This window comes from Pseudomonas folii (assembly GCF_014357575.1).
Classification (GTDB): Bacteria; Pseudomonadota; Gammaproteobacteria; order Pseudomonadales; family Pseudomonadaceae; genus Aquipseudomonas; species Aquipseudomonas folii.
The window spans coordinates 1-22154 of the sequence record NZ_JACONW010000100.1 but is presented as its reverse complement, the minus strand read 5'-3'; the positions used below and the strand labels follow the sequence as shown (position 1 = coordinate 22154).

Annotated in this window: 18 protein-coding genes; 8 read left to right on the top strand and 10 right to left on the bottom strand. The window is 57.3% G+C overall.

The window, feature by feature from the left end; all coding sequences use genetic code 11:
* Positions 1-110: 110 nt before the first annotated feature.
* The 5 genes from H8S59_RS18825 to H8S59_RS18805 all read right to left on the bottom strand — a co-directional run bounded on the left by H8S59_RS18825 (position 111) and on the right by H8S59_RS18805 (position 5976).
* Entirely contained in the window at positions 111-842 is a 732-nt protein-coding gene (locus tag H8S59_RS18825; RefSeq protein WP_187522408.1) for a fimbrial biogenesis chaperone, read from the bottom strand.
* Positions 839-3286, bottom strand: coding sequence for a fimbria/pilus outer membrane usher protein (locus tag H8S59_RS18820; RefSeq protein ID WP_246475449.1), 2448 nt, complete (start codon positions 3284-3286; stop codon positions 839-841). Before H8S59_RS18820 ends, H8S59_RS18825 begins: the two co-directional genes overlap by 4 nt.
* 244 nt (positions 3287-3530) lie before the next feature.
* Entirely contained in the window at positions 3531-4256 is a 726-nt protein-coding gene (locus tag H8S59_RS18815; RefSeq protein WP_246475448.1) for a fimbrial biogenesis chaperone, read from the bottom strand.
* 203 nt (positions 4257-4459) lie between these two features.
* Positions 4460-5044, bottom strand: a complete 585-nt coding sequence (locus H8S59_RS18810) for a fimbrial protein (RefSeq protein WP_095094203.1) — start codon at positions 5042-5044, stop codon at positions 4460-4462.
* Positions 5045-5607: 563 nt separating this feature from the next.
* A complete protein-coding gene (locus tag H8S59_RS18805; protein ID WP_187522406.1) occupies positions 5608-5976 on the bottom strand; it encodes a type 1 fimbrial protein in 369 nt (122 codons plus the stop codon).
* Between the two features lie 253 nt (positions 5977-6229).
* Between H8S59_RS18805 and H8S59_RS18800 the strand changes: the two genes are divergently transcribed.
* The 5 genes from H8S59_RS18800 (at position 6230) to H8S59_RS18780 (ending at position 14536) form a co-directional block, all read left to right on the top strand.
* Positions 6230-7390, top strand: coding sequence for an efflux RND transporter periplasmic adaptor subunit (locus H8S59_RS18800; RefSeq protein ID WP_187522405.1), 1161 nt, complete (start codon positions 6230-6232; stop codon positions 7388-7390).
* Positions 7387-10506: a multidrug efflux RND transporter permease subunit gene (locus H8S59_RS18795; protein ID WP_187522404.1), complete on the top strand. Its 3120-nt coding sequence runs from the start codon at positions 7387-7389 to the stop codon at positions 10504-10506. Before H8S59_RS18800 ends, H8S59_RS18795 begins: the two co-directional genes overlap by 4 nt.
* Positions 10507-10608: 102 nt before the next feature.
* A complete protein-coding gene (locus tag H8S59_RS18790) occupies positions 10609-11292 on the top strand; it encodes a heavy metal response regulator transcription factor (protein ID WP_187522403.1) in 684 nt (227 codons plus the stop codon).
* Positions 11289-12653, top strand: a complete 1365-nt coding sequence (locus H8S59_RS18785) for a heavy metal sensor histidine kinase (protein WP_187522402.1) — start codon at positions 11289-11291, stop codon at positions 12651-12653. The genes H8S59_RS18790 and H8S59_RS18785 overlap by 4 nt, the downstream gene beginning before the upstream one ends.
* A 386-nt stretch (positions 12654-13039) precedes the next feature.
* Positions 13040-14536 carry a sensor domain-containing diguanylate cyclase gene (locus H8S59_RS18780; protein ID WP_187522401.1) on the top strand — a complete coding sequence of 499 codons (1497 nt, stop codon included), beginning with the start codon at positions 13040-13042 and terminating at the stop codon, positions 14534-14536.
* Positions 14537-14713: 177 nt separating this feature from the next.
* Here the strand turns inward: H8S59_RS18780 and H8S59_RS18775 are convergent, their stop codons facing one another.
* On the bottom strand, positions 14714-15193 hold the full coding sequence (locus H8S59_RS18775) for a PA2169 family four-helix-bundle protein (protein WP_027901048.1): 480 nt from the start codon (positions 15191-15193) through the stop codon (positions 14714-14716).
* A gap of 219 nt (positions 15194-15412) precedes the next feature.
* Between H8S59_RS18775 and H8S59_RS18770 the strand changes: the two genes are divergently transcribed.
* Together H8S59_RS18770 and H8S59_RS18765 are read left to right on the top strand one after the other, a co-directional pair.
* A complete protein-coding gene (locus tag H8S59_RS18770) occupies positions 15413-15643 on the top strand; it encodes a DUF3820 family protein (protein ID WP_187522400.1) in 231 nt (76 codons plus the stop codon).
* A gap of 222 nt (positions 15644-15865) precedes the next feature.
* Positions 15866-17044, top strand: a complete 1179-nt coding sequence (locus H8S59_RS18765; RefSeq protein ID WP_187522399.1) for an aminotransferase class V-fold PLP-dependent enzyme — start codon at positions 15866-15868, stop codon at positions 17042-17044.
* 121 nt (positions 17045-17165) lie between these two features.
* On the opposite strand, the gene H8S59_RS18760 is transcribed toward H8S59_RS18765, so the two are convergent.
* From H8S59_RS18760 to zwf, 3 genes are read right to left on the bottom strand one after another with little or no spacing between them, the layout of a single operon-like run.
* On the bottom strand, positions 17166-17840 hold the full coding sequence (locus H8S59_RS18760; protein WP_187522398.1) for a bifunctional 4-hydroxy-2-oxoglutarate aldolase/2-dehydro-3-deoxy-phosphogluconate aldolase: 675 nt from the start codon (positions 17838-17840) through the stop codon (positions 17166-17168).
* 17 nt (positions 17841-17857) lie between these two features.
* Entirely contained in the window at positions 17858-18571 is a 714-nt protein-coding gene (gene pgl, locus H8S59_RS18755; RefSeq protein ID WP_095094194.1) for a 6-phosphogluconolactonase, read from the bottom strand.
* Complete coding sequence (zwf, locus tag H8S59_RS18750) at positions 18558-20027, bottom strand: glucose-6-phosphate dehydrogenase (protein ID WP_095094193.1); 1470 nt, start codon at positions 20025-20027, stop codon at positions 18558-18560. The genes pgl and zwf overlap by 14 nt, the downstream gene beginning before the upstream one ends.
* A gap of 218 nt (positions 20028-20245) precedes the next feature.
* On the opposite strand from zwf, the gene H8S59_RS18745 reads away from it, so the two are divergent.
* Positions 20246-21112, top strand: a complete 867-nt coding sequence (locus H8S59_RS18745) for a MurR/RpiR family transcriptional regulator (RefSeq protein WP_027901054.1) — start codon at positions 20246-20248, stop codon at positions 21110-21112.
* A gap of 109 nt (positions 21113-21221) precedes the next feature.
* On the opposite strand, the gene H8S59_RS18740 is transcribed toward H8S59_RS18745, so the two are convergent.
* Positions 21222-22097 carry a D-hexose-6-phosphate mutarotase gene (locus tag H8S59_RS18740; protein WP_187522397.1) on the bottom strand — a complete coding sequence of 292 codons (876 nt, stop codon included), beginning with the start codon at positions 22095-22097 and terminating at the stop codon, positions 21222-21224.
* Between the last annotated feature and the right edge of the window lie 57 nt (positions 22098-22154).

Genomic DNA, 22154 nt, shown 5'->3' with positions numbered 1-22154 from the left:
ACGTATTCCAAATCAGATAGTCGTAATCTTGTTTGATGAGAGCGCACTTCTAAAGGAAAAGCGCTTGAGCTCAGAAAATTGCGCGCAGTCTGGAAACAGGTATTCATCATTCAGCAGTCCTTTTGCCGGTGTTCAGTGTTATCAAAGCCGTCGCTCTTGCCCGCCGCGCAATAAACATCCGCGCCGCCATAATCGTTCAGCGCCTTGAACGACAGGCTCCGGATCCCGCTTGCCGCAGGAACAGACATTTCATGGCTGGCACCTGGCGCCAGCAGCAGGTAATCGCTGGCAGCCACCCCGCCCAGCCGCACATCCTGTAAAGCGGCATGGTAAGCAGTCGGATTACTCACCCGTAACGAGGTGGAAGCCAGGGTCCAGCGCAGACGGTAGGCGGTTGCGGCAGGATCTTCGGTAAGCCCGGCAGGACGATAGAACAGGTTGATGCGCTGGCGGATGGCAATGCTCAACGCGTTAGTGAATTCAGCGCGCCGCGGTATTTCCAGCACATACAGGTGCAGCAAGGACTCCTCGTTGAGGGGCATGCCCTGGCCCTGATACAAAACCCTGAGCGTCTGCTTGCCGCGAGCTTCCAGATGAGCCAATTGCGGGCTAAGCACGAATGGAAGCTCGGCAGTGGACTCTTCAAGATGGCCGTCGATACTGGCCGGATCACTCAACCAGGCCTGAATCAACACTTCACGATCACTGCGATTGGCGACTTCGAGACTCGCTTCGGGGAAGCGGCCATCAAAGACCAGGCGAGTCCCGCTCAGCGACACGGCAGCCTGCAGATTAAAACTCCACAACAAGGCGGCGAGGCCCAGATAGATGAGCTTTGTCATTGGCAGATCACCCGAATGCGTTCGTAGGCACGCAACGGATCCCGGGCTGGCAGGGCGAACGGTGCACGACAGCTTTGAGTGGCCCACCTCACCCGCAACTCGCCGCGGTCCTGCTCGCTAAGGACTAGCGCCCGACTTGTCGGGTCAACCACCGCCAGGGCCTTGCCGTTGAGGTCTTCGACACTCGCACCCAAGGGGATTTTGCTGCCGTCGGCCTGAACCAGCTCAAACTGTACGCGACGCCCGGTTGAAGCCTTGAAGCGCACCACCGGCATCGCGCCACGACGCGGCACAATCTGGTTGACCGCGTTATCCAGTTCAACGTCCGCGCCGAGTTGACGCGTATCCAGGCTGACCCAGTTGCTTCGATAGGGCTGCGCGTACGGCAGCACGGCGTATCCATTGGCAGCGGTTTCGACATTACTGAAACTGGTCAGTCTGGCACCGCCGACCTTCGGCACCTCTACCAGCGCAAAGGTTTCCCCCAGTGACTGCCCAAGGTTTATGCCGCCGCCATGAACCAGCACGGAGCCAGAAGCCCCCAGGCTCAAAGCATCGTAATCACGGCCCTGGCTATAGCCTGCCTCGAAGCGGCCATAGGGCTGAGTAGTATTGAGTTTTCCTGAGCCAAAACTTCCGGAACTGCTGTCGTGCCCGGCCTGCACCGAATAGAACGCGTGACGCTGATCGAGCACCTGACCACTGAGGCCGGCCTGAGCATTGTATTCGCCCGTGCTGTCTCGTACGCCGTTGAAGGACAAGCGCGACGAACTGGAGTTTTCACCCAGTGGCAAAGTCAGACTGACTGCAAGCCGGTTGTCATTTTCAGCCTGTCCGTCACGACCAAATTGGCGATTGTTTTCCAGCGACAGGCTGTAGCTGAGCGACCGCCAGGCAGCGTTATATGCCAGGTAAAACTGTCGAGTCTTGCTGCCAAGGCTCCAGTAACGCTGTTCTGAGGCGGTCAGACTGAGGCTGCCGAAATGCTCCGGCAAGGTCTGCGTAACGGTCAGCTCCATGCGGTCTTTGGGACGGCCAATCATTGCCCGACGGAACCGCGTGCGTGCCGATTCCACATGTTCATTGAGAGACAGGTAACGTTCGGTCGAATACCGGTAACCCGCCACTGCGAAGGTAGTGTCGGTGGCATTCAGGGTATTGGCGTATCGCAGGCGAACACTCTGCCCGGTTTGACTCTGATCACGGGCTTCACTGATAGAGTGGGTCAGGTCGGCGGACAGTGCGCCGTACCCGGTATTGAGGCCGGCGCCGACATTGGTTGCCTGATAGTCCTCAGCCCATTGCAAACCGCCAAAGCTCGTGATGCGTTCGGACGCACCGTATATCAGGCCGAGACTGGTAAACGCCGGAGTCGCTGCGTCATCACTGCCGCTGTCGACCTGCCCTGCCGCAAGGCTGTAACGAAATGCACCCTCGGGCACCATGATCGGCAGCGAAGCATAGGCTTGAGTGAAAGAACGCCGACGACCGTCAGCTTCAATGATGGTGACTTGCAGATCACCATTGGAACCGCTCGGGTAGATGTCGTTGATTTCGAACGGCCCCGGTGAAACGTTCCCGCTGTAGAGCAAAAAGCCATTCTGACGAACCTCCACCGACGCGTTGGTTTCGGCGGTGCCGCGAATCACTGGCGCATAATTACGCTCACTGTCGGGCAGCATGGCGTCGTCGGAACTCACTCCTACACCCAGAAAACGCACACTGTCGAAGATTTGTGAATCGGTGAATGTCTCGCCGACGATCAGTTGACTGCGCAGTGTGCTCAGATCCCGTTGCAGATAAGTCCGGTTACTACTGAAGCGATAAGACTGATCGTCGCCATAAACCAATGAGGACTCGTTCCTTAGTCGCCATGCGCCCAGGTTGAGGCCATTGCGCAGCCCCAGGTAATACTGGTCAGTCTTCTCCCGCTGATTGCTGCGTCGAACAACATTGAATGAGTAACTGGCAAAGCCGACGGACTCGCCTCCATCCCACAACTCCGGTGGTACATAACCCCTGGCGCTGCGTTGCATGACCGCTTGTGGCACGCTGATATTGAGGCGCAACGTGTTGGGTTGATACTCAACGCGGGCGAACTCGACATGTGCGGGCAAATCAAAACATGCCTGTGTACTTTGCGCTGTCGACACAACGGACAAGCGATCGAGATCAAGCCCGAAAGCCTGAAGCATCTCCAGCGTCAGACAGGGTTCGATACGGCCAGATGACGGGTTGCTGGCAAAAACGATATCGCGGCGACCGCTCAGTGCGCGGTTGACGTAAATGTCCACCCGATACGTACCCGGCAACAGCGTATTGGCCTGCAGGAATTCAGTGAGTTCTGGAGGCTGATCGCTGCCCTGAATGAATGCGGTGTTGAACTTTACCGGGGCAACCGGCGTACTTTCGAGCGCCCAGCCTTGTGCTGTAAATACATGCATGACGACCAGAACCATACCGGCGGTTGCCGACTTGAGTTGGAACCCTTTTGCCAACCGCAGGATGGATCCCGGAGTTGATTCCCCAATGTTTTTGTAAAGCCATTCCATTAGCTGTTTCCACTCGATCTGGAAGTTCTGAGCCATGCCCGAATCCCTTTCAGGCAGACACACCACTACTGAGCCATTGCGCGTGACGCGGCTTGAAATTGGGTAAGTAACGAAGTGACGAAAAACTACCTCACCGCTATTGAGGTTCCACCTTGACGGCCTGTGTAATCTCGCCTGCTTTCAGTGCGGCGCGGTATGCAACCTGACCACCAAAATCATTGATGCTAATGAAGTTCAACGTGGATCCATCGCCTGTCGCACTCAACGGCAGTTGAAGTTGCTGCCTGGGGGCTATCATCTGGCTGTCCTGGCTCAGCAACTTGCTGCCAGCACGCTGTGCGGTAATCATGACCATTGAAACGTGAAACGGCCCCGGATTCTCAACGTGCAATGTATTATCTGCCGCCAGCTTCCAGCGCAGCTGCTCTGGCGCTTTGGCGACATCACCCACCAGCCCTTTGGGTCGGAAGAACAGTTTCATGCGTTGCCGAATGGCGATCTGCAATGTGTTTTGCGCGGCCACCTGAGGAACTTCCTGAACGTTGAGCCAGAGGACTGACTCGCGATCCTGCGGCATGTCCGTGCCCGCATAAATAATCCGCACCAGTTGCCTGCTATCACTGGCCAGGCGGGCAATCGCAGGGGTTATCACAAACGGTAGATTATTCGGGTCGGTATATTCGGCGTTTGGCTCCAGCCAACTTTGCACGAGGATTTCCTTAGCCCCGGCGTTATGTACGCCGAAACTGACCTCCTTGTCTGAAGCGGAATAAATGATACGCGTGGTGTTTATTACAATGCTGGCCTGCGCCTGGGCGCAGACCAGCAATAACCACAAAGCCGTTTTAGCCAACAGGGCCATACGACGGTAAAGAAACAGAAACATGCTGGCGCTCGCCTTTTACTCGGTATGAAATCCCACAGTGTCTTGACTAGACACGGTTCGCAGGGCCGGGCTCAAACCGCGCGCGGCTTAAGCCGGCCCTGCGAACGTCCATACCCTTCAATGTTCGATGGAGTATGTAACCCGAGATGGAGCGAGCAGTGCTCGCTCCATACGGCGTATTACTCGTAATCCAGCGTAAATGGCAGGTCGCCCATGGCGGTACCAGGCCGGGTTTCGGTGCCATTGAGCATGTAAACCCCGGCCAGGTTGAGCTCAGCAGTGGCGCCACCAGCGCTGTCCTTGATCAGTGGTTTGTCTATGGTTCCAGTTCCGGACAGATCCATGAGCTGATTCGAAGCGTTAAGCACACCGATGGCAACACCACCCGCCGAGCCGGTTACGCGAAGCAACTTGCTGTCATTGTCATCTGTGCCGTGGCCCATCCCGGCCTTAAAGCGCATCTTCACCAGATTGTATTGTTCGGCACCTGCTGTGCAGTTGACCAAGAGCTGAATAGGCGTCGCGGTCTCGAGTTTGTTTTGGCCAGAGGTGCCAATTTCAGAGAACGAAACGTTGCCCAGATCAACCGCAATATCCCCAGGCTGGGTACCAGGACCGGTGCCTGCGCCTGGCGCAACGCTGCAGGAAATATTGGTCAGAGTGCCGGAAAACTTCAGCACGCCATTGTTAGCAGCATTGGCCGTGTTAGTCAGACCCAAAGCAAAGGCGCCACTAATGGCGAGCGCGAGAGTGATATTTTTCATATTAACGACATTCCTTGTGTTATTTCGTGTATGCCCTGAATCGGACGCCACGCACTATAAGGTTCGATCTCTGGTATCGATGTCGGCTTTATTACTTTAATCAGATGGATTAAGCCTCAGAACTTGCAGGAACTTTCCGTAGGAATAACCGCAACTCTTTTGCAGCCCGTATAAACCATGGCGTTGCGATAATACCCGATAAAAAAGGTCAGGCAATAGTTCACATAAAGTTGACGGTAGTACTACAACCCTCAACTTTATTTGAAACCAGGCTTGTCGCTCACTCGATTGAGTAACAGGTTAGCGGATGGACTCTGGCAAAAGAGCCAAGCGTTCGTGCTGTAAACCTATGAGCTGAGCTCACGAGCACAGTAATCGCGACCTCGCGGTGCTCGTGCGCGCTCATCGAACAACAAAATACTGTTTGAAACGCATTTTCTGTAGGCGCTGCCGAAGACCGCGAAGCATTTCTCCTGGTGTACCGCGATCGCAGCCTTCGGCAGCTTCTACAGGTTCTGCTTTTGACGCGAAGCAGCGCCATGCGGTGGCCACCCAGACAGAGCCTATTGATAAGTCAGGGTCAGAACCCCGGCACCCGATGGGTTGCTCTTCGATAATGATACTGGCAGCGCCTGATACTGCGTCGAGAACGGGATCACCGATGCGGTACAGGCGTTTTGCGCCGTATCAACCACGATGGACATGTGTCCCGAAACGTTGACCCGTTGAGTGTTGACCCCTCCTGCCGAGCTCGTCGGTAGCACTGCGCAGCTGGCATTGGTGATATACCCGCTGAAACTCAGCCGCCCGTCAGCGGCCGACGCGGCAAACGCAGTCAGGCATAAAGAACCCACAATCAGAAGGGAGGCCACCTTGCGCGCCTCATGAATGACTTCGAACCAACGGTTCTTGCTTGAGACGCTGCGTTTCATGGGCTTGCTCCGACTTAGTACGTTTTGATCAACGCAAAAAAAACCAAAGGGAACAAGCAGGAGGATTTTCCGCGAATTCCTTTCTATAGATATCGTCTCGGGCCCAGGTTTCTTGATAACGTTCGTGAGCGCTGCGCCTTTCTTGCTGACAATTCTGACAGGTGGCCGTCACCCTGCTGACCGGGTTGACCGGCTATAAGAGAAGCGCCATCCACCATGACCTTCCTTCTTCCGACTTTCCGGCGTCTCTCGAATGCGTAAACAGACCAGAACCGTCCTTGCCGTTGCTGTCATCGTGGGCTTGATCGGTGTATCCAGCTGGACCCTGACTCGTCCGGCGGCGGCTAAAGTCAGCGCACCGACGGCAGTGCCGGTCAAAGTCGTCAAAGTGACCGAGGAGGATGTGCCCCGTTTCGTAACGGGTATTGGTTCAGTGCTGTCTTTGCACAGCGTGATCATTCGCCCGCAAGTGGATGGCATCCTCACCAAAGTGCTGGTCAAGGAAGGGCAAACGGTCAAAACCGGAGATTTGCTGGCGACGATTGACGACCGGGCCATTCGCGCCTCGCTGGAGCAAGCCAGGGCGCAACTGGCGCAAAGCAAAGCACAGCTGGACATGGCTCAGGTCGATCTGAAGCGCTACCGGCTGCTCAGTGAAGACAATGGCATCTCGAAACAGACCTTTGATCAGCAGCAAGCCACGGTTCATCAGCTCAAAGCCACTGCCATGGGCAACGAGGCTGCGATCAACGCCGCTCAAGTGCAGCTGTCGTACACCCAGATTCGCTCGCCGGTGACCGGCAGGGTCGGGATTCGCAATGTCGATGAAGGCAACTTCCTGCGCGTCAGCGACGCTCAGGGCTTGTTTTCGGTCACCCAGATTGATCCCGTTTCGGTGGAGTTCTCACTGCCGCAACAAATGCTGCCGACGCTGCAAGGCTTGATCGCCTCAAATACGCCTGCGGGGGTAAAAGCTTTCCTCGGTGATGGCGACAACGGCACGCTGCTGGGCGACGGCAAGCTGACCCTGATTGATAACCAGGTCTCGGCCACTACCGGAACCATTCGCGCCAAAGCCGAATTCAATAATCCGAAACAGCTGTTATGGCCAGGGCAACTGGTCACGGTAAAAATCCAGACCGCCATCGACCGCGATGCCTTGCGAGTGCCGCCGCAGGTGGTGCAACGCGGCATCGATCAGCACTTCGCGTTCCGGGTCAATGGCGACAAGGTCGAGGTGGTTCCGGTGCAGGTGCTGTATCAGGACAGCAGCCTGATGCTGATCTCCGGTCCCAAGGCTGGCGACGTGCTGGTCAGTGACGGTCAGTCACGACTCAAGGCAGGATCGAAAATCGAAGTGCTGCGTAACACGACAGAGACTAGCCAGACGGCAGAGCTGGACGGCACACGATGAAGGGCCGCGGATCGATTTCAGCCTGGTGCGTAGACCATCCGGTCGCCACGTTATTACTGACGTTTGCCATGGTTCTGCTGGGGGCGATTGCGTTCCCGCGCCTGCCTGTCGCGCCGCTGCCTGAGGCCGAGTTCCCGACGATTCAGGTCACCGCGCAATTACCCGGCGCCAGCCCGGAAACCATGGCCTCATCAGTCGCGACGCCGCTGGAGGTGCAATTCAGTGCCATCCCTGGCATGACGCAAATGACCTCCAGCAGCGCCTTGGGCTCCACCAACCTGACCCTGCAATTTACCCTCAACAAAAGCATCGACACCGCCGCGCAGGAAGTTCAGGCCGCGATCAATACCGCGGCAGGCCGCCTTCCAGCCGATATGCCCAACCTGCCGACCTGGCGCAAGGTCAACCCGGCGGACAGCCCGGTGCTGATTCTCAGCGTCAGCTCCAATCTGATGCCGCCTACCGAACTGAGCGACGTGACGGAGTCATTGTTGGCGCGGCAACTGAGCCAGATTGACGGCGTCGGGCAGGTGTTCATCACCGGCCAGCAGCGACCCGCGATTCGCGTGCAAGCGGCTCCAGAGAAGCTCGCCGCACTGGGCCTGACCCTTGCCGATATCCGCGTCGCGGTGCAACAGACCAGTCTCAACCTCGCCAAAGGCGCGTTGTACGGCAAGGACAGCGTGTCCACCATCGCCTCCAACGATCAGCTGTTTCGGCCCCAGGATTACGCACAACTGATCGTTTCCTACAAGGACGGCGCCCCTGTTCATCTGAAGGACGTGGCGCGGGTCATCAACGGTTCGGAAAACGCGTACGTGCAGGCCTGGTCGGGTGATCAGCAAGGCGTCAACGTGACGATCTTCCGCCAGCCCGGTGCCAATATCGTTGAAACCGTGGACCGCATTCAGCGCGAGATGCCTCGTCTGCTGGAAATGCTTCCGGCCTCGGTCGACGTCTCGGTGCTCAATGACCGGACGCGAACCATTCGTGCCTCGCTTCACGAGGTGGAAATGACGTTGGTGATCGCGATCCTGCTGGTGGTCGCGGTCATGGCGCTTTTCCTGCGCCAGCTGTCGGCAACGCTGATTGTCAGCGCTGTGCTGGGCGTCTCGCTGGTCGCCAGCTTCGCGATGATGTACGTGTTTGGTTTCAGCCTGAACAACCTGACGCTGGTGGCCATTGTGGTGGCAGTCGGGTTCGTGGTGGACGACGCCATTGTTGTGGTGGAGAACATCCATCGACACCTTGAAGCCGGTGACGGCATGCGCGAAGCGGCGATCAAGGGTTCCGGGGAAATCGGCTTCACAGTGGTGTCTATCAGCTTCTCCCTGGTGGCGGCGTTTATTCCGTTGCTGTTCATGGGCGGCGTGGTCGGGCGGCTGTTCAAGGAGTTTGCACTCACCGCCACCGCCACCATTCTGATTTCGGTGGTCGTTTCACTGACGCTGGCACCCACGCTGGCGGCGCTGTTCATGCGCGCGCCGAAACATGATCCGCATGCAAAGCCTGGTTTCAGCGAACGCCTGCTGGCACTTTATGAGCGAGGATTGAACAAGGCCCTGGCCCATCAACGGATCATGCTCGGGGTTTTCGGACTGACATTTGTGCTGGCAGGCGTTGGCTACGTCCTGATCCCGAAAGGGTTTTTCCCTGTGCAGGACACGGCGTTCGCCCTTGGCACCAGCGAGGCTGCGGCCGATATCTCCTACCCCGACATGGTGGAAAAACACCTGCAACTGGCAAAAATCGTTGGTGCCGACCCTGCAGTCCAGGCGTTCTCCCATTCGGTGGGCGTCAGCGGCAGCAACCAGACCATCGCCAACGGGCGATTCTGGATATCGCTCAAACCCCGGGGTGAGCGCGACGTTTCGGTGAGTGAGTTCATTGACCGGATACGTCCGAAGCTGGCGAAGATTCCCGGCATCGTTCTGTACCTGCGCGCCGGACAAGACATCAACCTGAGCCCCGGCCCGAGTCGCAGTCAGTATCAATATGTACTCAAGAGCAACGACGGTCCGCTGCTCAATACCTGGACCCAGCGCCTGACGGAAAAACTGCGCACCAACCCGGCATTCCGTGACTTGTCGAACGACTTGCAGCTGGGCGGTAGCGTCACTCATATCAATATTGACCGCAGTGCTGCAGCGCGCTTCGGGCTGACCACCAATGATGTCGATCAGGCCCTGTACGACGCGTTCGGCCAGCGGCAGATCAGCGAATTCCAGACCGAAATCAACCAGTACAAAGTGATTCTGGAGCTGGACGCCAAACAGCGCGGCAAGGCCGAAAGCCTGGCGTATTTCTATCTGCGCTCGCCACTGACCAACGAAATGGTCCCCCTGTCGGCGCTGGCTAAAGTGGGCGCTCCGACCATGGGGCCGTTGTCCATCGCCCATGACGGCATGTTTCCCGCCGCCAACCTGTCGTTCAATCTGTCGCCAGGCGTAGCATTGGGCGATGCGGTGCGCATGCTCGATCAGGCCAAAAACGAAATCGGCATGCCGGCGTCGATCATCGGTAACTTCCAGGGCGCAGCCCAGGCTTTTCAGAGTTCGCTGGCCAACCAGCCTTGGCTGATTCTCGCGGCGCTGGTGGCGGTTTACATCATTTTGGGTGTGCTTTATGAAAGCTTTGTCCACCCGCTGACGATCATTTCCACCCTGCCCTCGGCAGGTATCGGAGCGCTGTTACTGCTGTGGTTGATGGGGCAGGACTTTTCGATCATGGCCCTGATTGGTGTGGTCCTGCTGATCGGTATCGTCAAGAAGAACGGTATTTTGCTGGTGGACTTCGCCCTGGAGGCGCAACGTGATCGCGGCATGAGCCCACTGGACGCGATTCACGAAGCCTGCCTGACGCGTTTCCGTCCCATCATCATGACGACCCTGGCGGCATTGCTTGGCGCCCTGCCCTTGATGCTCGGTTATGGTGTCGGCGCCGAACTGCGCCAACCGCTGGGGATTGCGGTGGTCGGCGGGTTGCTGGTCAGCCAGATGCTGACGCTGTTTACGACGCCGGTGATCTATCTGCAGCTGGAGCGGGTGTTTCATAAGCCAAAAGGATCTCAACCTGTGGGAGCAGAGCTTGCTCGCGATAAGAACACCGCGATCTAAAGTGAACCGCGTCCAGCCTTATCGCGGGCAAGCACCGCTCCCACAGGAATGTATTCCAGCTCAAAAACTGTGTATTTTTTTTGCACCAAGAGACCCTGCCCCATGCGTGTCCTGATCATCGAAGACGAAGAGAAGACCGCCGATTACCTGCGTCGCGGCCTGACCGAGCAAGGCTTTACCGTGGACCTCGCCCGCGACGGTATCGAGGGCCTGCACCTGGCGCTGGAAAGCGATTACGACGTGATCATTCTCGACGTGATGCTTCCCGGTCTGGATGGTTTTGGCGTGTTGCGCACCTTGCGGGCCCGCAAACAGACGCCCGTGATCATGCTCACCGCCCGTGAGCAAGTGGATGACCGTATCCGAGGCTTGCGTGAAGGCGCCGATGACTACCTGGGCAAGCCGTTCTCGTTCCTTGAACTGGTCGCTCGCCTGCAAGCGCTGACGCGACGCAGCAGCGGTCATGAGCCCATGCAAATCAGCATTGCCGATCTGTGGATTGACCTGATCAGCCGCAAGGCAACCCGCGCCGGGCTGCGTCTGGACCTGACGGCCAAGGAGTTCTCGCTGCTCAGCGTGCTGGCGCGCCGCCAAGGGGAAATTCTCTCCAAGACGTCCATCGCCGAGATGGTCTGGGACATCAATTTCGACAGCGACGCCAACGTCGTCGAAGTCGCGATCAAACGACTACGCGCCAAACTCGACGGCCCCTTCGAACAGAAATTACTGCACACCATTCGCGGCATGGGCTACGTGCTTGAAAGTCGCGTCGGAGCGCCGCAGTGAAGACTGACTCCATCGCCCTGCGCCTGAGCGGTTTGTTCGCGCTGGTGGCGTTGCTGGTTTTTACCCTGATCGGCTGGGCGTTATATCTGCAGGTTGATAAAAGCATGGCGCTGCTGCCGGAAGCGGAGGCAGAGGCGCGCTACAGCGTGCTGGAATCCGCGGTCAATCGCCACAGCGATGTCGAACACTGGGGCCGTATCAAAAGCAAACTCAAGCTGCTCAGCGAAGAAGACAAGCGTCTGCGGTTCTGGGTGGTCAGCGACAATCCGGTCTATGAGTTCGGCAACCCGGATGCCCACATTCGTCGTTTCGCCAATGGCCCCTTGGGCATGCGTGACCTGCAGATTGCAGGGCATGAATATCCGTTCAAAGTGCTGGTCAGCCAGTTCGAGGACAAGGAACAACGCCCGCCGCTACGTTTCCTGATTGCCGTCGATACCGAAACATTCCTGCAAACCCAGCACTCGCTGATGATCGCCCTGATCGGCTTCGCGGCGCTCGGCATCCTGCTGGCGTCAGTGCTGGGCTATTGGGTCGCGCGTATCGGGTTGCGGCCGTTGACCAGTCTTTCCCTGGAGGCGCAAAAACTCACACCTCCCAGACTCTCCGGACGCCTGCAGATGACGCCGCTGCCACCGGAACTGAACCAGTTTGTGACCTCGTTCAACTCGACACTCGAGCGAGTCGAGCAGGCCTATGCGCGGCTCGAATCCTTCAATGCGGATGTCGCCCATGAACTGCGCTCGCCCCTGACCAACCTCATAGGTCAGACCCAGGTTGCCTTGACCCGAGGGCGTTCGGCGGAACACTACTTCGAGGTGCTGCAATCGAATCTGGAAGAACTGGAACGACTGCGCTCGATCATCAACGACATGCTCTTCCTCGCCAGTGCCGATCAGGGCAGCAAGGTAACGGAGCTGACTTGCGCCTCTCTGGCTCAGGAAGTGGCGACCACGCTGGATTATCTGGACTTCATTCTTGAGGATGCGCAGGTACAGGTCGAAGTCCACGGTGATGCCCGTGTGCCCATGGAAAAGGCGCACTTGCGTCGGGCCCTGATCAACTTGCTGCACAATGCCGTGCAACACACTGAGGCTGGGCGAACGATTCGCGTGGACATTGCCGAGCAGACCGATCACGTCAGTGTGAGCGTCGCCAACCCCGGCACGCAGATCGCCAGCGAACACCTGCCCAAGCTGTTCGAACGCTTTTACCGGGTGGACGCCTCCCGCGCCAACAGCGGCGCCAACCATGGCCTGGGGCTGGCCATTGTCAAAGCCATTGCGCTGATGCATGGCGGCAACGTGTTCGTGCATAGCCGCGAGGGTATCAATACCTTCGGGATCAATTTGCCGTTGTGATGCATCACGGTTGGTTGCGGACCTCAAGACGTGGGACCGGCTTCAGCCGGGAAGAGACCAGTACAACTGGCAAATGTGCGTTGGCAGGAATGCAGCTTTCCCGGCTGAAGCCGGTCCCACGTCGGACATCAGCTTGCTGGCCACTATCGAACCTCCAACAAGAAGCCCGCCCTTACATGCATGACAACACCGCGTCACTGAGACAGTAAGACGGCTCAGCAAATAAAACGCATTCACAAGCACAATAAATCACTTCTGTTTCAACGCGTCCCACATGGGTTATAAATAACGGGTCGCTATTGACTTCAAATGCATAAAAATTCTTTAACTCTTTAAAAACAAAGCGTTGGGGAAGCGTTAATCATTTACCGAGTTTATCCCGCGCAATGATTGTTCAACACGCCATGCAGGCACCGTATAAAAAATGGACTCGACCAGAAATTTTCCTGGTATGCGGCAGTGTGCTGGCAATCGCCGCCATTGCGATCATTGTTATCTCGTTATTGATCCGCGAACGAAAGGATGCCAATCAAGCGGCATCGCGGGCGTCTTCCAATATCGTGAGTCTGATTGATGCCGATGTATTGCGTAATGCCGAGCTCTACGACACCTCGCTGCAAGGCATGATCAGCGCGTGGCAGATGCCCGAACTGCACAATATTGCGCCGAATCTGCGTCATCTGGTTCTGTTTGATCGCTCCACTGCGGCACGCTACAAAGGCGACCTGCTGCTACTGGACAAGAACGGTCGTATTCTTGCCGACTCCACATCACTGCAGCCCCGCCCTTTCAATCTTGCCGATCGCGCGCACTTTCAGGAGCACATGCGTAACCCATCACTGGAGATGAAAGTCGGTGCGCCTTTCAAGTCGCGCGGAGGTTTCAAGGACTGGTGCATCACCTTCAGTCGGCGAATATCCGGCGAGGATGGCTCGTTTCAAGGCATCGCCAGTGCGGCCATGCGTCTGGTGTATTTCAAGCAGTTGTTTCGCACGCTGGACATTGGTCCGGACAGCAATGTCACGCTACTCAATACCGACGGCGCTTTGCTCGCTCGCCAACCGGAAATTCCCGGCAGGGACCTCATCGCCACCAGCTTTGCCAGCAGCCCGAACTTCAAACGGATTATTGAGGAAGGTAATGGCAGTTTTTCCGGGACGTCATCCATCGACGGCAAAGAGCGCCTGTATACGTTTTCCCATGTCGGTGATTTGCCGTTGATTGTGGTGGTAGGCCAGTCTGTAAAAGAGGTCTACGCCCTCTGGCACCGCAATGTGCTGCTGGTCGGCATCGCTACCACCGTATTGTGTTTAGGTATTTTGTGGCTGAGCCTGCTGCTGCGCCGTGAATTAGGCCTGCGGCATCAGGCTGAAGCCGAACTCAGAACCCGTGCGTCCACCGATGCGCTGACCGGGCTGGCCAATCGACGTCGGCTCGATGAAGTAATTAAAAGCGAATGGATGCGCAGCATCCGTTCAGGCAAACCCGTTTCACTGCTGGTGATCGATGTGGATCACTTCAAAGCCTTCAATGATCGCCACGGCCATCATGGCGGGGATGAGGCGCTACGCAATGTGGCAACGACCATCGCCAGCAACATCAGAAGGCCAGGTGATTTTGTGGCCCGGTACGGCGGCGAAGAGTTTGTTGTGGTGCTGGGTGAAACCGATATGGAGGGTGCCAGAGCCATCGCAGAGATCATCAGGCAAGCCGTGCAGGATATTGCACCCTATGCGGGGGATAACCAGCCAATTACCGTCAGCATTGGTATCGCCTGTACAGAGGCGAATGCTGGCGCCCCTGTTGATACGCTGTTCAGCACTGCCGACAAGGCGCTGTATGTTGCCAAGAGCAACGGGCGTAATCGGGTTGAGCCGGCTTAGTTTCGAGGGGGATGTTTAGCCAGAAGGCAGGGCTCAGCCAGTTAATTAGCCTGCGTTAACATTGGCCGCTTCGCGAATAAATTCGCTCCCACAGGTGCGCGTCTGGCCACACCTATCGCTGAATTAAAGCCATAAAAAAACGCCAGGCTGGCTGGCGTTTTTTCAGACAATCAAGTCTTAGTGTGCAGCTTTCTCGGCACGAGCAGCATTACGCAGGTCACGGACTTTATCGTGGTTAGCTTGTACGCCAACCAGTTGCTTGTCGATCAACGAGGTAACAGAAGCTGGCAGGTTCTTCTCAACCGCTTTCTGACGGGCTTCTTTGTAAGCCTTCAGCGCTACGTCTTCGCCGCGCTCTACTTCTTCCAGGATTGCTTTGTCGTCTTTACCGGTCAGTACCGACTTCAGGTCAACCCATGCACGGTGCAGGGTGCCGCTAACGCTGGAAGAAGTTTCTGGATCGCCGCCCAGTGAACGTACTTCAGCCTGCAGCTCAGCGACCGAAGTTTTGATTTCTGCAGAACGGCTCAGGAAGTAAGCCTTGATTGCAGGGTTTTTGATATCTTCTGCGCTGGTCTGAAAACCCTTTTCGCCATCTTTGCTGGTTTCGATCAGGTCGTTCAGAAGGGAGATCGATTCTTTATTGATGTCAGTCATTTTCAAGTTCCTTATGGGCAGGTTTATACAAAATGATTTGCATGCTTAGGTAATTGCAGGGGGCATGCCAGCTTTTTGAATAAACCTAATCCTTTAAAATCAATGACTTATATTAAACACCATACAGACGAGTCGTGATTTCTGCATGAACTGTCCTTTGGCCTGCATGCAGAATGCACGTATCGTCAGGGTGTTTTGAAATCAGGTAACGCGAAGCTCATGGATCCGGAAAAACTTTTGCTGCTGGTCACCCGCGAAATGCCGTTTGGCAAATACAAAGGCCGCCTGCTGGCCGACTTGCCGGGCCAATACCTGAACTGGTTTGCGCGGGAAGGCTTCCCCAAGGGGGAGCTGGGCAGCCTGTTGGCGTTGATGCAGGAGATTGACCACAACGGCCTGTCGGAGCTGCTTGATCCGCTGCGTACGCGACCGCGGAAGAAGCTGGACTGACTGGCAGTCGGATCACGTGGGAGATTCTTTGGTCGCCTGCAACTCCGTAGGACCGGCTTTAGCCGGGAGAGCGGTATTTCTGGCGAACAAGGTTTGGCAAATGTTGCCGACGCCCTCCCGGCTAAAGCCGGTCCTACGGGATTACGCATCACCAAGCACCGCTTCCATAGTTCGTCAGCAATGCATAGAGATGGTTAGGTGGTTTTGACAAGAGAGGATGCAATGCTCCAGCAACAGGCAAGGGATGAACAGTTCTGGCAGGCCATCGCCGGGCGTTACGACGTTGAGCCAGGGCCGATCAATCTGGAGAACGGCTACTTCGGGCGCATGACGCGTGAAGTCATGGAAGACTATCGTCGTAATATCGATTACGTGAACCGTAGCAACTCGGTGTATGTGCGCCGTCAATTCGATACCCACGACAGCGCCATGATCCACGGCCAACTGGCGCAACTGCTTCAGGTCAGCGCGCAAGAAATTGCCATCACCCGCTGCGCGTCGGAATCGTTACAGTCGCTGATCCGCAATTACAACCAGTTGCAACCTGGCGATCAGGTGCTGATCTGTGATCTGGACTACATCAGCGTGCAGTCCGCCATGCGCTGGCTGGCCAAAAGTCGTGGTGTCGAAGTCATCGAGATTTCCCACGTCCATCCCGCTACCTACGAAGACCTGTTGAACAGCTATCAGCAAGCTTTCGAGCAGTACCCCCGGCTCAAGCTGATGGCGCTGACGCATGTCACCCACCGCACAGGGCTAGTGATGCCGGTCCAGGCCATTGCCGGTCTGGCGAAAGAGCACGGCGTGGATGTCATCCTTGACGGTGCCCACGCCCTGGGCCAACTGGACTTCAAACTCGACGAGCTGGGCGTAGCATTCGCTGGCTACAACCTGCAGAAATGGATTGGCGCGCCGTTGAGCCTGGGTTTTATCTACGTGGCACGGGACAGGATTTCTGCTATCGACCCGGACATGGGCGACACACGCTATGCCAGCGACGACATTCTGTCGCTGGTGCCCTACGGAACACCGAATATTCCGGCCTGGATGACCTTGCCCAAGGTGTTCGTAGAACATGCGGCGATGGGTGGCTCAGCCAGCAAAGGCGCACGTCTGAATTACATGCGCGACCTGTGGGTCAAGCCTTCAAGAGCGCTGGAGCATATCGAGATTCTGACTCCGGACGATCCGCGGCTGTATTGCGGGATCACCGCGCTGCGCTTCACCCATCAGGCAGATCAGCAGAAGATGGTTGAGCGCTTGCTGGAGGACTACAACCTTTTCACCGTCGCCCGGGAAGGCGCAGCGTGCGGGCCGTGTATCCGGATTACGCCGGGGTTCAGTACCTCGGCAGCGGATATGGGGGTGTTGGTGGAGGCGTTGCATAAGCTCGGCCGATAGTGCCGATCGATTCGTAGGACCGGCTTCAGCCGGGAGGGCGGCATTTCTGACGAAACAAAATCAGCGAATGCACTGACGTCCTCCCGGCTAAAGCCGGTCCTATGGACTGGTAGGTCTGGTGTTAATCGAACAACGCCATCGCCTGCGCGGTGGCTTCCTGGATACGGCCCCAGTCGCCATTCTTGACCCAGGCGTTGTCGATCATCCACGTACCGCCGACGCACATGACGTTAGACTGCGCCATGTAGCTCTTGAGGTTGTCGGCGTTGACGCCGCCGGTTGGGCAGAAACGCACTTCATTGAAGGGACCGCCAAGGGCTTTGATCGCTGCGACACCGCCGCTGATTTCAGCCGGGAACAGCTTGAAGCGGCGATAGCCCATCGCATAACCAATCATGATCTCCGACGCACTGCTGATGCCGGGCAACAGCGGCAGCGGGCTGTCGAGCGCGGCTTGCAGCAAGTCCTGCGTGCTGCCTGGCGTGACAATGAACTGCGAACCGGCTGCCTCGGCGTCGGCCAGCATGTGCCGGTCGAGAATAGTGCCAGCGCCAACGCAAAGCTCAGGGCGCTGCTCACGAAGAATCCGGATTGCGCTCAGGCCAAAAGCCGAGCGCAAGGTGACTTCCAGCGCCGTCATGCCTCCGGCGGCCAAGGCGTCTGCCAGCGGCAGGACGTCCTCGTCACGCAGGATGGTGATGACCGGCAAGATTTTCGCCTTGGCGCAGAGTTCGTCAATCTGCTTGATCTTGTTCGCCATGCTGTTCAGCGGCTGAGTGGTATCGACGGTGTTCATGGCGGCGGATCCTTTTGTTATGGGCACCAGTAAATCTCAAGTGAAGAGTCAAGGAAGGCTCGAATTGGCATTTCAGCGAGATCATCGCCTGCCAATGCGGCCCGCAGGGTGTCGAGTTTGGCCTGACCGGAAACCGACAGAATCGGCAGGCGCGCCGAAGCCAGCAGTTGACGGGTCATGGTCAAGCGTTGATGGGGAACAGCAGGCGCCAGCATTGGCAGGCAGCGGCGTGTACTGTCCAACTGCAGCGCTTCGTTCAGGTTCGGGCTGTTCGGGAACAGCGAGGCGGTGTGTCCGTCATCACCCATGCCCAGAATCAGCACATCGATCGGCGGCAGCTCGGCCAGCGCCTGATCAGCCGCTACGGCGGCTTCTTCGAGGCTCGGCGCGACGGTGTACAAACCGAAGAAACGCGCTTTGGCCGCCGGACCTTGCAACAGGAAACGCTGCAGCAGGCCGGCATTGCTGTCGGCGTGCTCAACGGGCACCCAGCGTTCATCAGCCAGGCTGATGACCACTTTCGACCAGTCCAGCGGCTGTTGCGCCAGGCTCTGGAAGAACGCCACCGGGCTACGCCCACCGGAGACAACCAGCGTCGCCACGCCCTTGGCGTTGATTGCAGCGTTGAGCTGTTCAGCTACGTTGGCAGCCAGTGTCTCGGCCAACTGCTGCGGACTGTCAAAATCCCGAGCCACAAGGCCTTGCGGGAATTCAAGTTCACATATCGCCATACCACGATCTCCCATCACGAGTAATCAGGGCGATGGAGCTCATGGGCCCCCACGATCCGGCGGCATAAGGCTTGGGCGCATCGCCCGCCTTTTTCCAACCGGCGATCAACTGATCGCACCACTGCCAGGCGTACTCAATTTCATCTTTGCGAACAAACAGGTTCTGATTGCCGCGCATGACTTCCAGCAGCAAACGCTCATAGGCATCAGGGACGCGTGCGCTGCGGTAAGTGTCGGAAAAATTCAATTGCAACGGGCCGCTGCGCAGCTGCATGCCCTTGTCCAGGCCTTGATCCTTGGTCATGACCTGCAAGGAAATACCTTCGTCCGGCTGCAGGCGAATGATCAGACGGTTGCTGATCTGCATGCGTTGCTCGGGGGCGAAGATGTAGTGCGGCGGCTCTTTGAAATGGATCACGATCTGCGACAGCTTCTGCGGCATACGTTTGCCGGTACGCAGATAGAACGGTGTACCTGACCAGCGCCAGTTACGAATATCGGCACGCAGGGCGACGAAGGTCTCGGTATCGCTCTGGGTGTTGGAGTTCTCTTCTTCCAGATAACCCGGCACGGCTTTGCCTTCGCTGTAACCGGCGGTGTATTGACCACGAACCACCTGAGTGGCCAGGCGCTCCGGCGTGAACGGTGCGAGAGCCTTGAGCACCTTGACCTTCTCGTCACGAATACTGTCGGCGGACAGGTCACTCGGCGGGTCCATGGCGATCAGACACAGCAATTGCAGCAAGTGGTTCTGGATCATGTCGCGCAGTTGCCCGGCCTGATCGAAATACCCCCAACGGCCTTCGATACCCACCTTCTCCGCAACGGTGATTTCCACGTGGGAAATGTGGTTCTGGTTCCACTGGGTTTCAAACAGGCTGTTGGCAAATCGCAGGGCAATCAGGTTCTGAACGGTGTCTTTGCCCAGATAGTGGTCGATGCGGTAGACGCGGCTTTCCGGCAGGAACTGCGCCACGGCGTCGTTGACCCGACGCGAGGAAGCAAGGTCATGACCGATGGGCTTTTCCAGTACGGCGCGGGTGCGGTCGGTCAGGTTGACCGACGCCAGGTTTTCACAAATCGCGCCATACACCGAAGCAGGTGTGGCGAAGTAAGCGATCAGGGTTTCGGCATCGCCCACCCGCTCGGCCAGCGCGACGTAATCCTCGGCCTTGAGAAAGTCGACGTGCAGGTAACTCAAGCGCGCCTGAAAACGCTCAACGTGTTCTGTTTCAAGTTGTGCTTCGGGAACGAAGCGGCGCAACGATTCTTCGATGTGTGCCAAATGCTGCTGTTCGTCGCCAGCCTCACGCGCCAATGCGAGAATTCGCGTGTCGGCATGCAGCAATCCAGCGCGGTCGAGCTGATAAAGCGCCGGGAACAGCTTGCGCACTGCCAGGTCGCCCAGGGCGCCAAACAAGGCAAAAGTGCACGGTTCAACCGTAATCGAGAGCATAATGTTGGTTCTTTTATCAAGTTAAGCTACAAATACCTTTTTTAAAGGCGTTACTCAAGGCCATATGTAGTAATAACCACAACATTCCATCTAGAAGCATATTCCAGTGGTGATCAACACAGGCCCTGAGTACGATAGGCCACCTTTGCTACAGGCTAAAGGGCCTATGTGCCTGCCCTCAAAAAAACCTGAGCAAATCTGCCTGATTAGGACTTTGAATGGACCACTCAAGAAATCTTCTGGAGCAGATCCAGAGCCGCCTCGAAGAGCTCAACAAAGCTGAGCGCAAGGTAGCTGAAGCGATTCTTCTTAACCCACAACAAGCAACTCGGTTCAGTATCGCGGCATTGGCCCAGGCTGCAAAAGTCAGCGAGCCGACCGTCAATCGCTTCTGCCGCTCCTTTGCTGTCAGCGGTTATCCAGAACTCAAATTACAGTTGGCGCAAAGTCTGGCCAGTGGTGCGGCGTACGTCAGTCGTGCAGTAGAAGCCGACGATGATCCCGAGGCCTATACCAAAAAGATTTTCGGCAGCGCGATTGCTTCGCTGGACAGCGCCGTTCAGCAACTGGACCCGGCGCTGATCAGCAAGTCTGTGGACATGTTGATTCAGGCGCGGCAGATCCACTTCTTCGGGCTGGGTGCTTCGGCCCCTGTGGCGCTGGACGCCCAGCACAAGTTCTTCCGTTTCAATCTGGCGGTGACCGCCCACGCCGATGTGCTGATGCAGCGCATGATTGCCTCGGTGGCACACACCGGTGAGTTGTTCGTGATCATTTCCTATACAGGCCGTACGCGGGAGCTGGTGGAAGTGGCGCGCATCGCACGGGCCAATGGCGCGTCGGTGCTGGGTCTGACCGCAGCCGGCTCCCCCTTGGCACAGGCCAGTACGGTGAGCCTGAATATCCCGCTGCCGGAGGACACCGATATCTACATGCCGATGACCTCGCGGATCATCCAGCTCACCGTGCTCGATGTGCTGGCTACCGGCATGACCCTACGCCGCGGCGTGGACTTCCAGCCACACCTGCGCAAGATCAAGGAGAGCTTGAATGACAGCCGGTATCCGGTTGAGGATCAGGGGTAGCGCTTAAAGCTTTCTGTAGGAGCTGCCGAAGGCTGCGATCGCGGTGTGTCAGGATAAATGCTTCGCAGCCTTCGGCAGCTCCTACAGAAAAATGAGTTCAACTTAGCCATCAATGCAGCAAACACGCCTGCAAGCTCAGCTCGACCTGCTCACCCGGTGCCAGGCTCAGGCTTTCATCGTTACCTGACGCCGCTTCGACGCAGACAAATCCGGATGCTTCATCGCCAGCCACGCCCAGCAGCGGCCTGTTACCCGGATGCCAGACGACGGTGCTGGCGTTGTCGCAACTGTTGATGCCCAAACGACGCTGCCAGGTTTGATCTTCCAGTTGCAGCGAGCCGGTGTGTTCGAACACCCGCTGACAGCCGCCAGCGACGCGTAGCTCGCCTTCCTGCCGACAGACCCGTCGATTCAGTTGATCGTAGCCCTGCGCGCCTTCCAGCCCTTGCAACGCAATGTCTTCTACATCACTGATGCGCCAGTAAGCATGTAAAGCGTGGCCAAACTGGCAAGGCTCGCTGTCCTCGTGACAGGTGCTGAGTCGCAACTCCATGCCCTCCCCCAGTTCGGCATATAAGTCAGCCTGCCAGTCACACAATTGCAATCGCCAGTGCAGGCTGACGCCGGACTCGCTTTCGTGGCTGTCGATCAGCTTCCAGTCCAGCAATCGACCCCAGCCATGCGCAGGCCAGCCAGGTTCATTCGGGTGCCGCCCATGCCAGGGCCAACACACCGGCACTCCGCCGCGGATCGCGCCCACTTGCGGCCAGCGAGATGCGCACCAGAGCCAGGGCTTCTGCCCCGTGGGCTGGAAATGCAGCAGTTGCGCCCCCTGACGACTGAAAGCGGCCTGGCACAAAGGATGATTGATCAGCAGCACATCGCGGTGCTGATGACGCTCCCATTCAAAAGTCGGCCGGGCCCTTCGGGATGTGAAGAAGCGCTGTAGAGGGTGTTCGGACGTTTGTGGGTGTTTGGTGGTCATTGCTTTTTGAATCACCTGCATGTGTAGGAGCTGCCGAAGGCTGCGATGGCGGTGGGA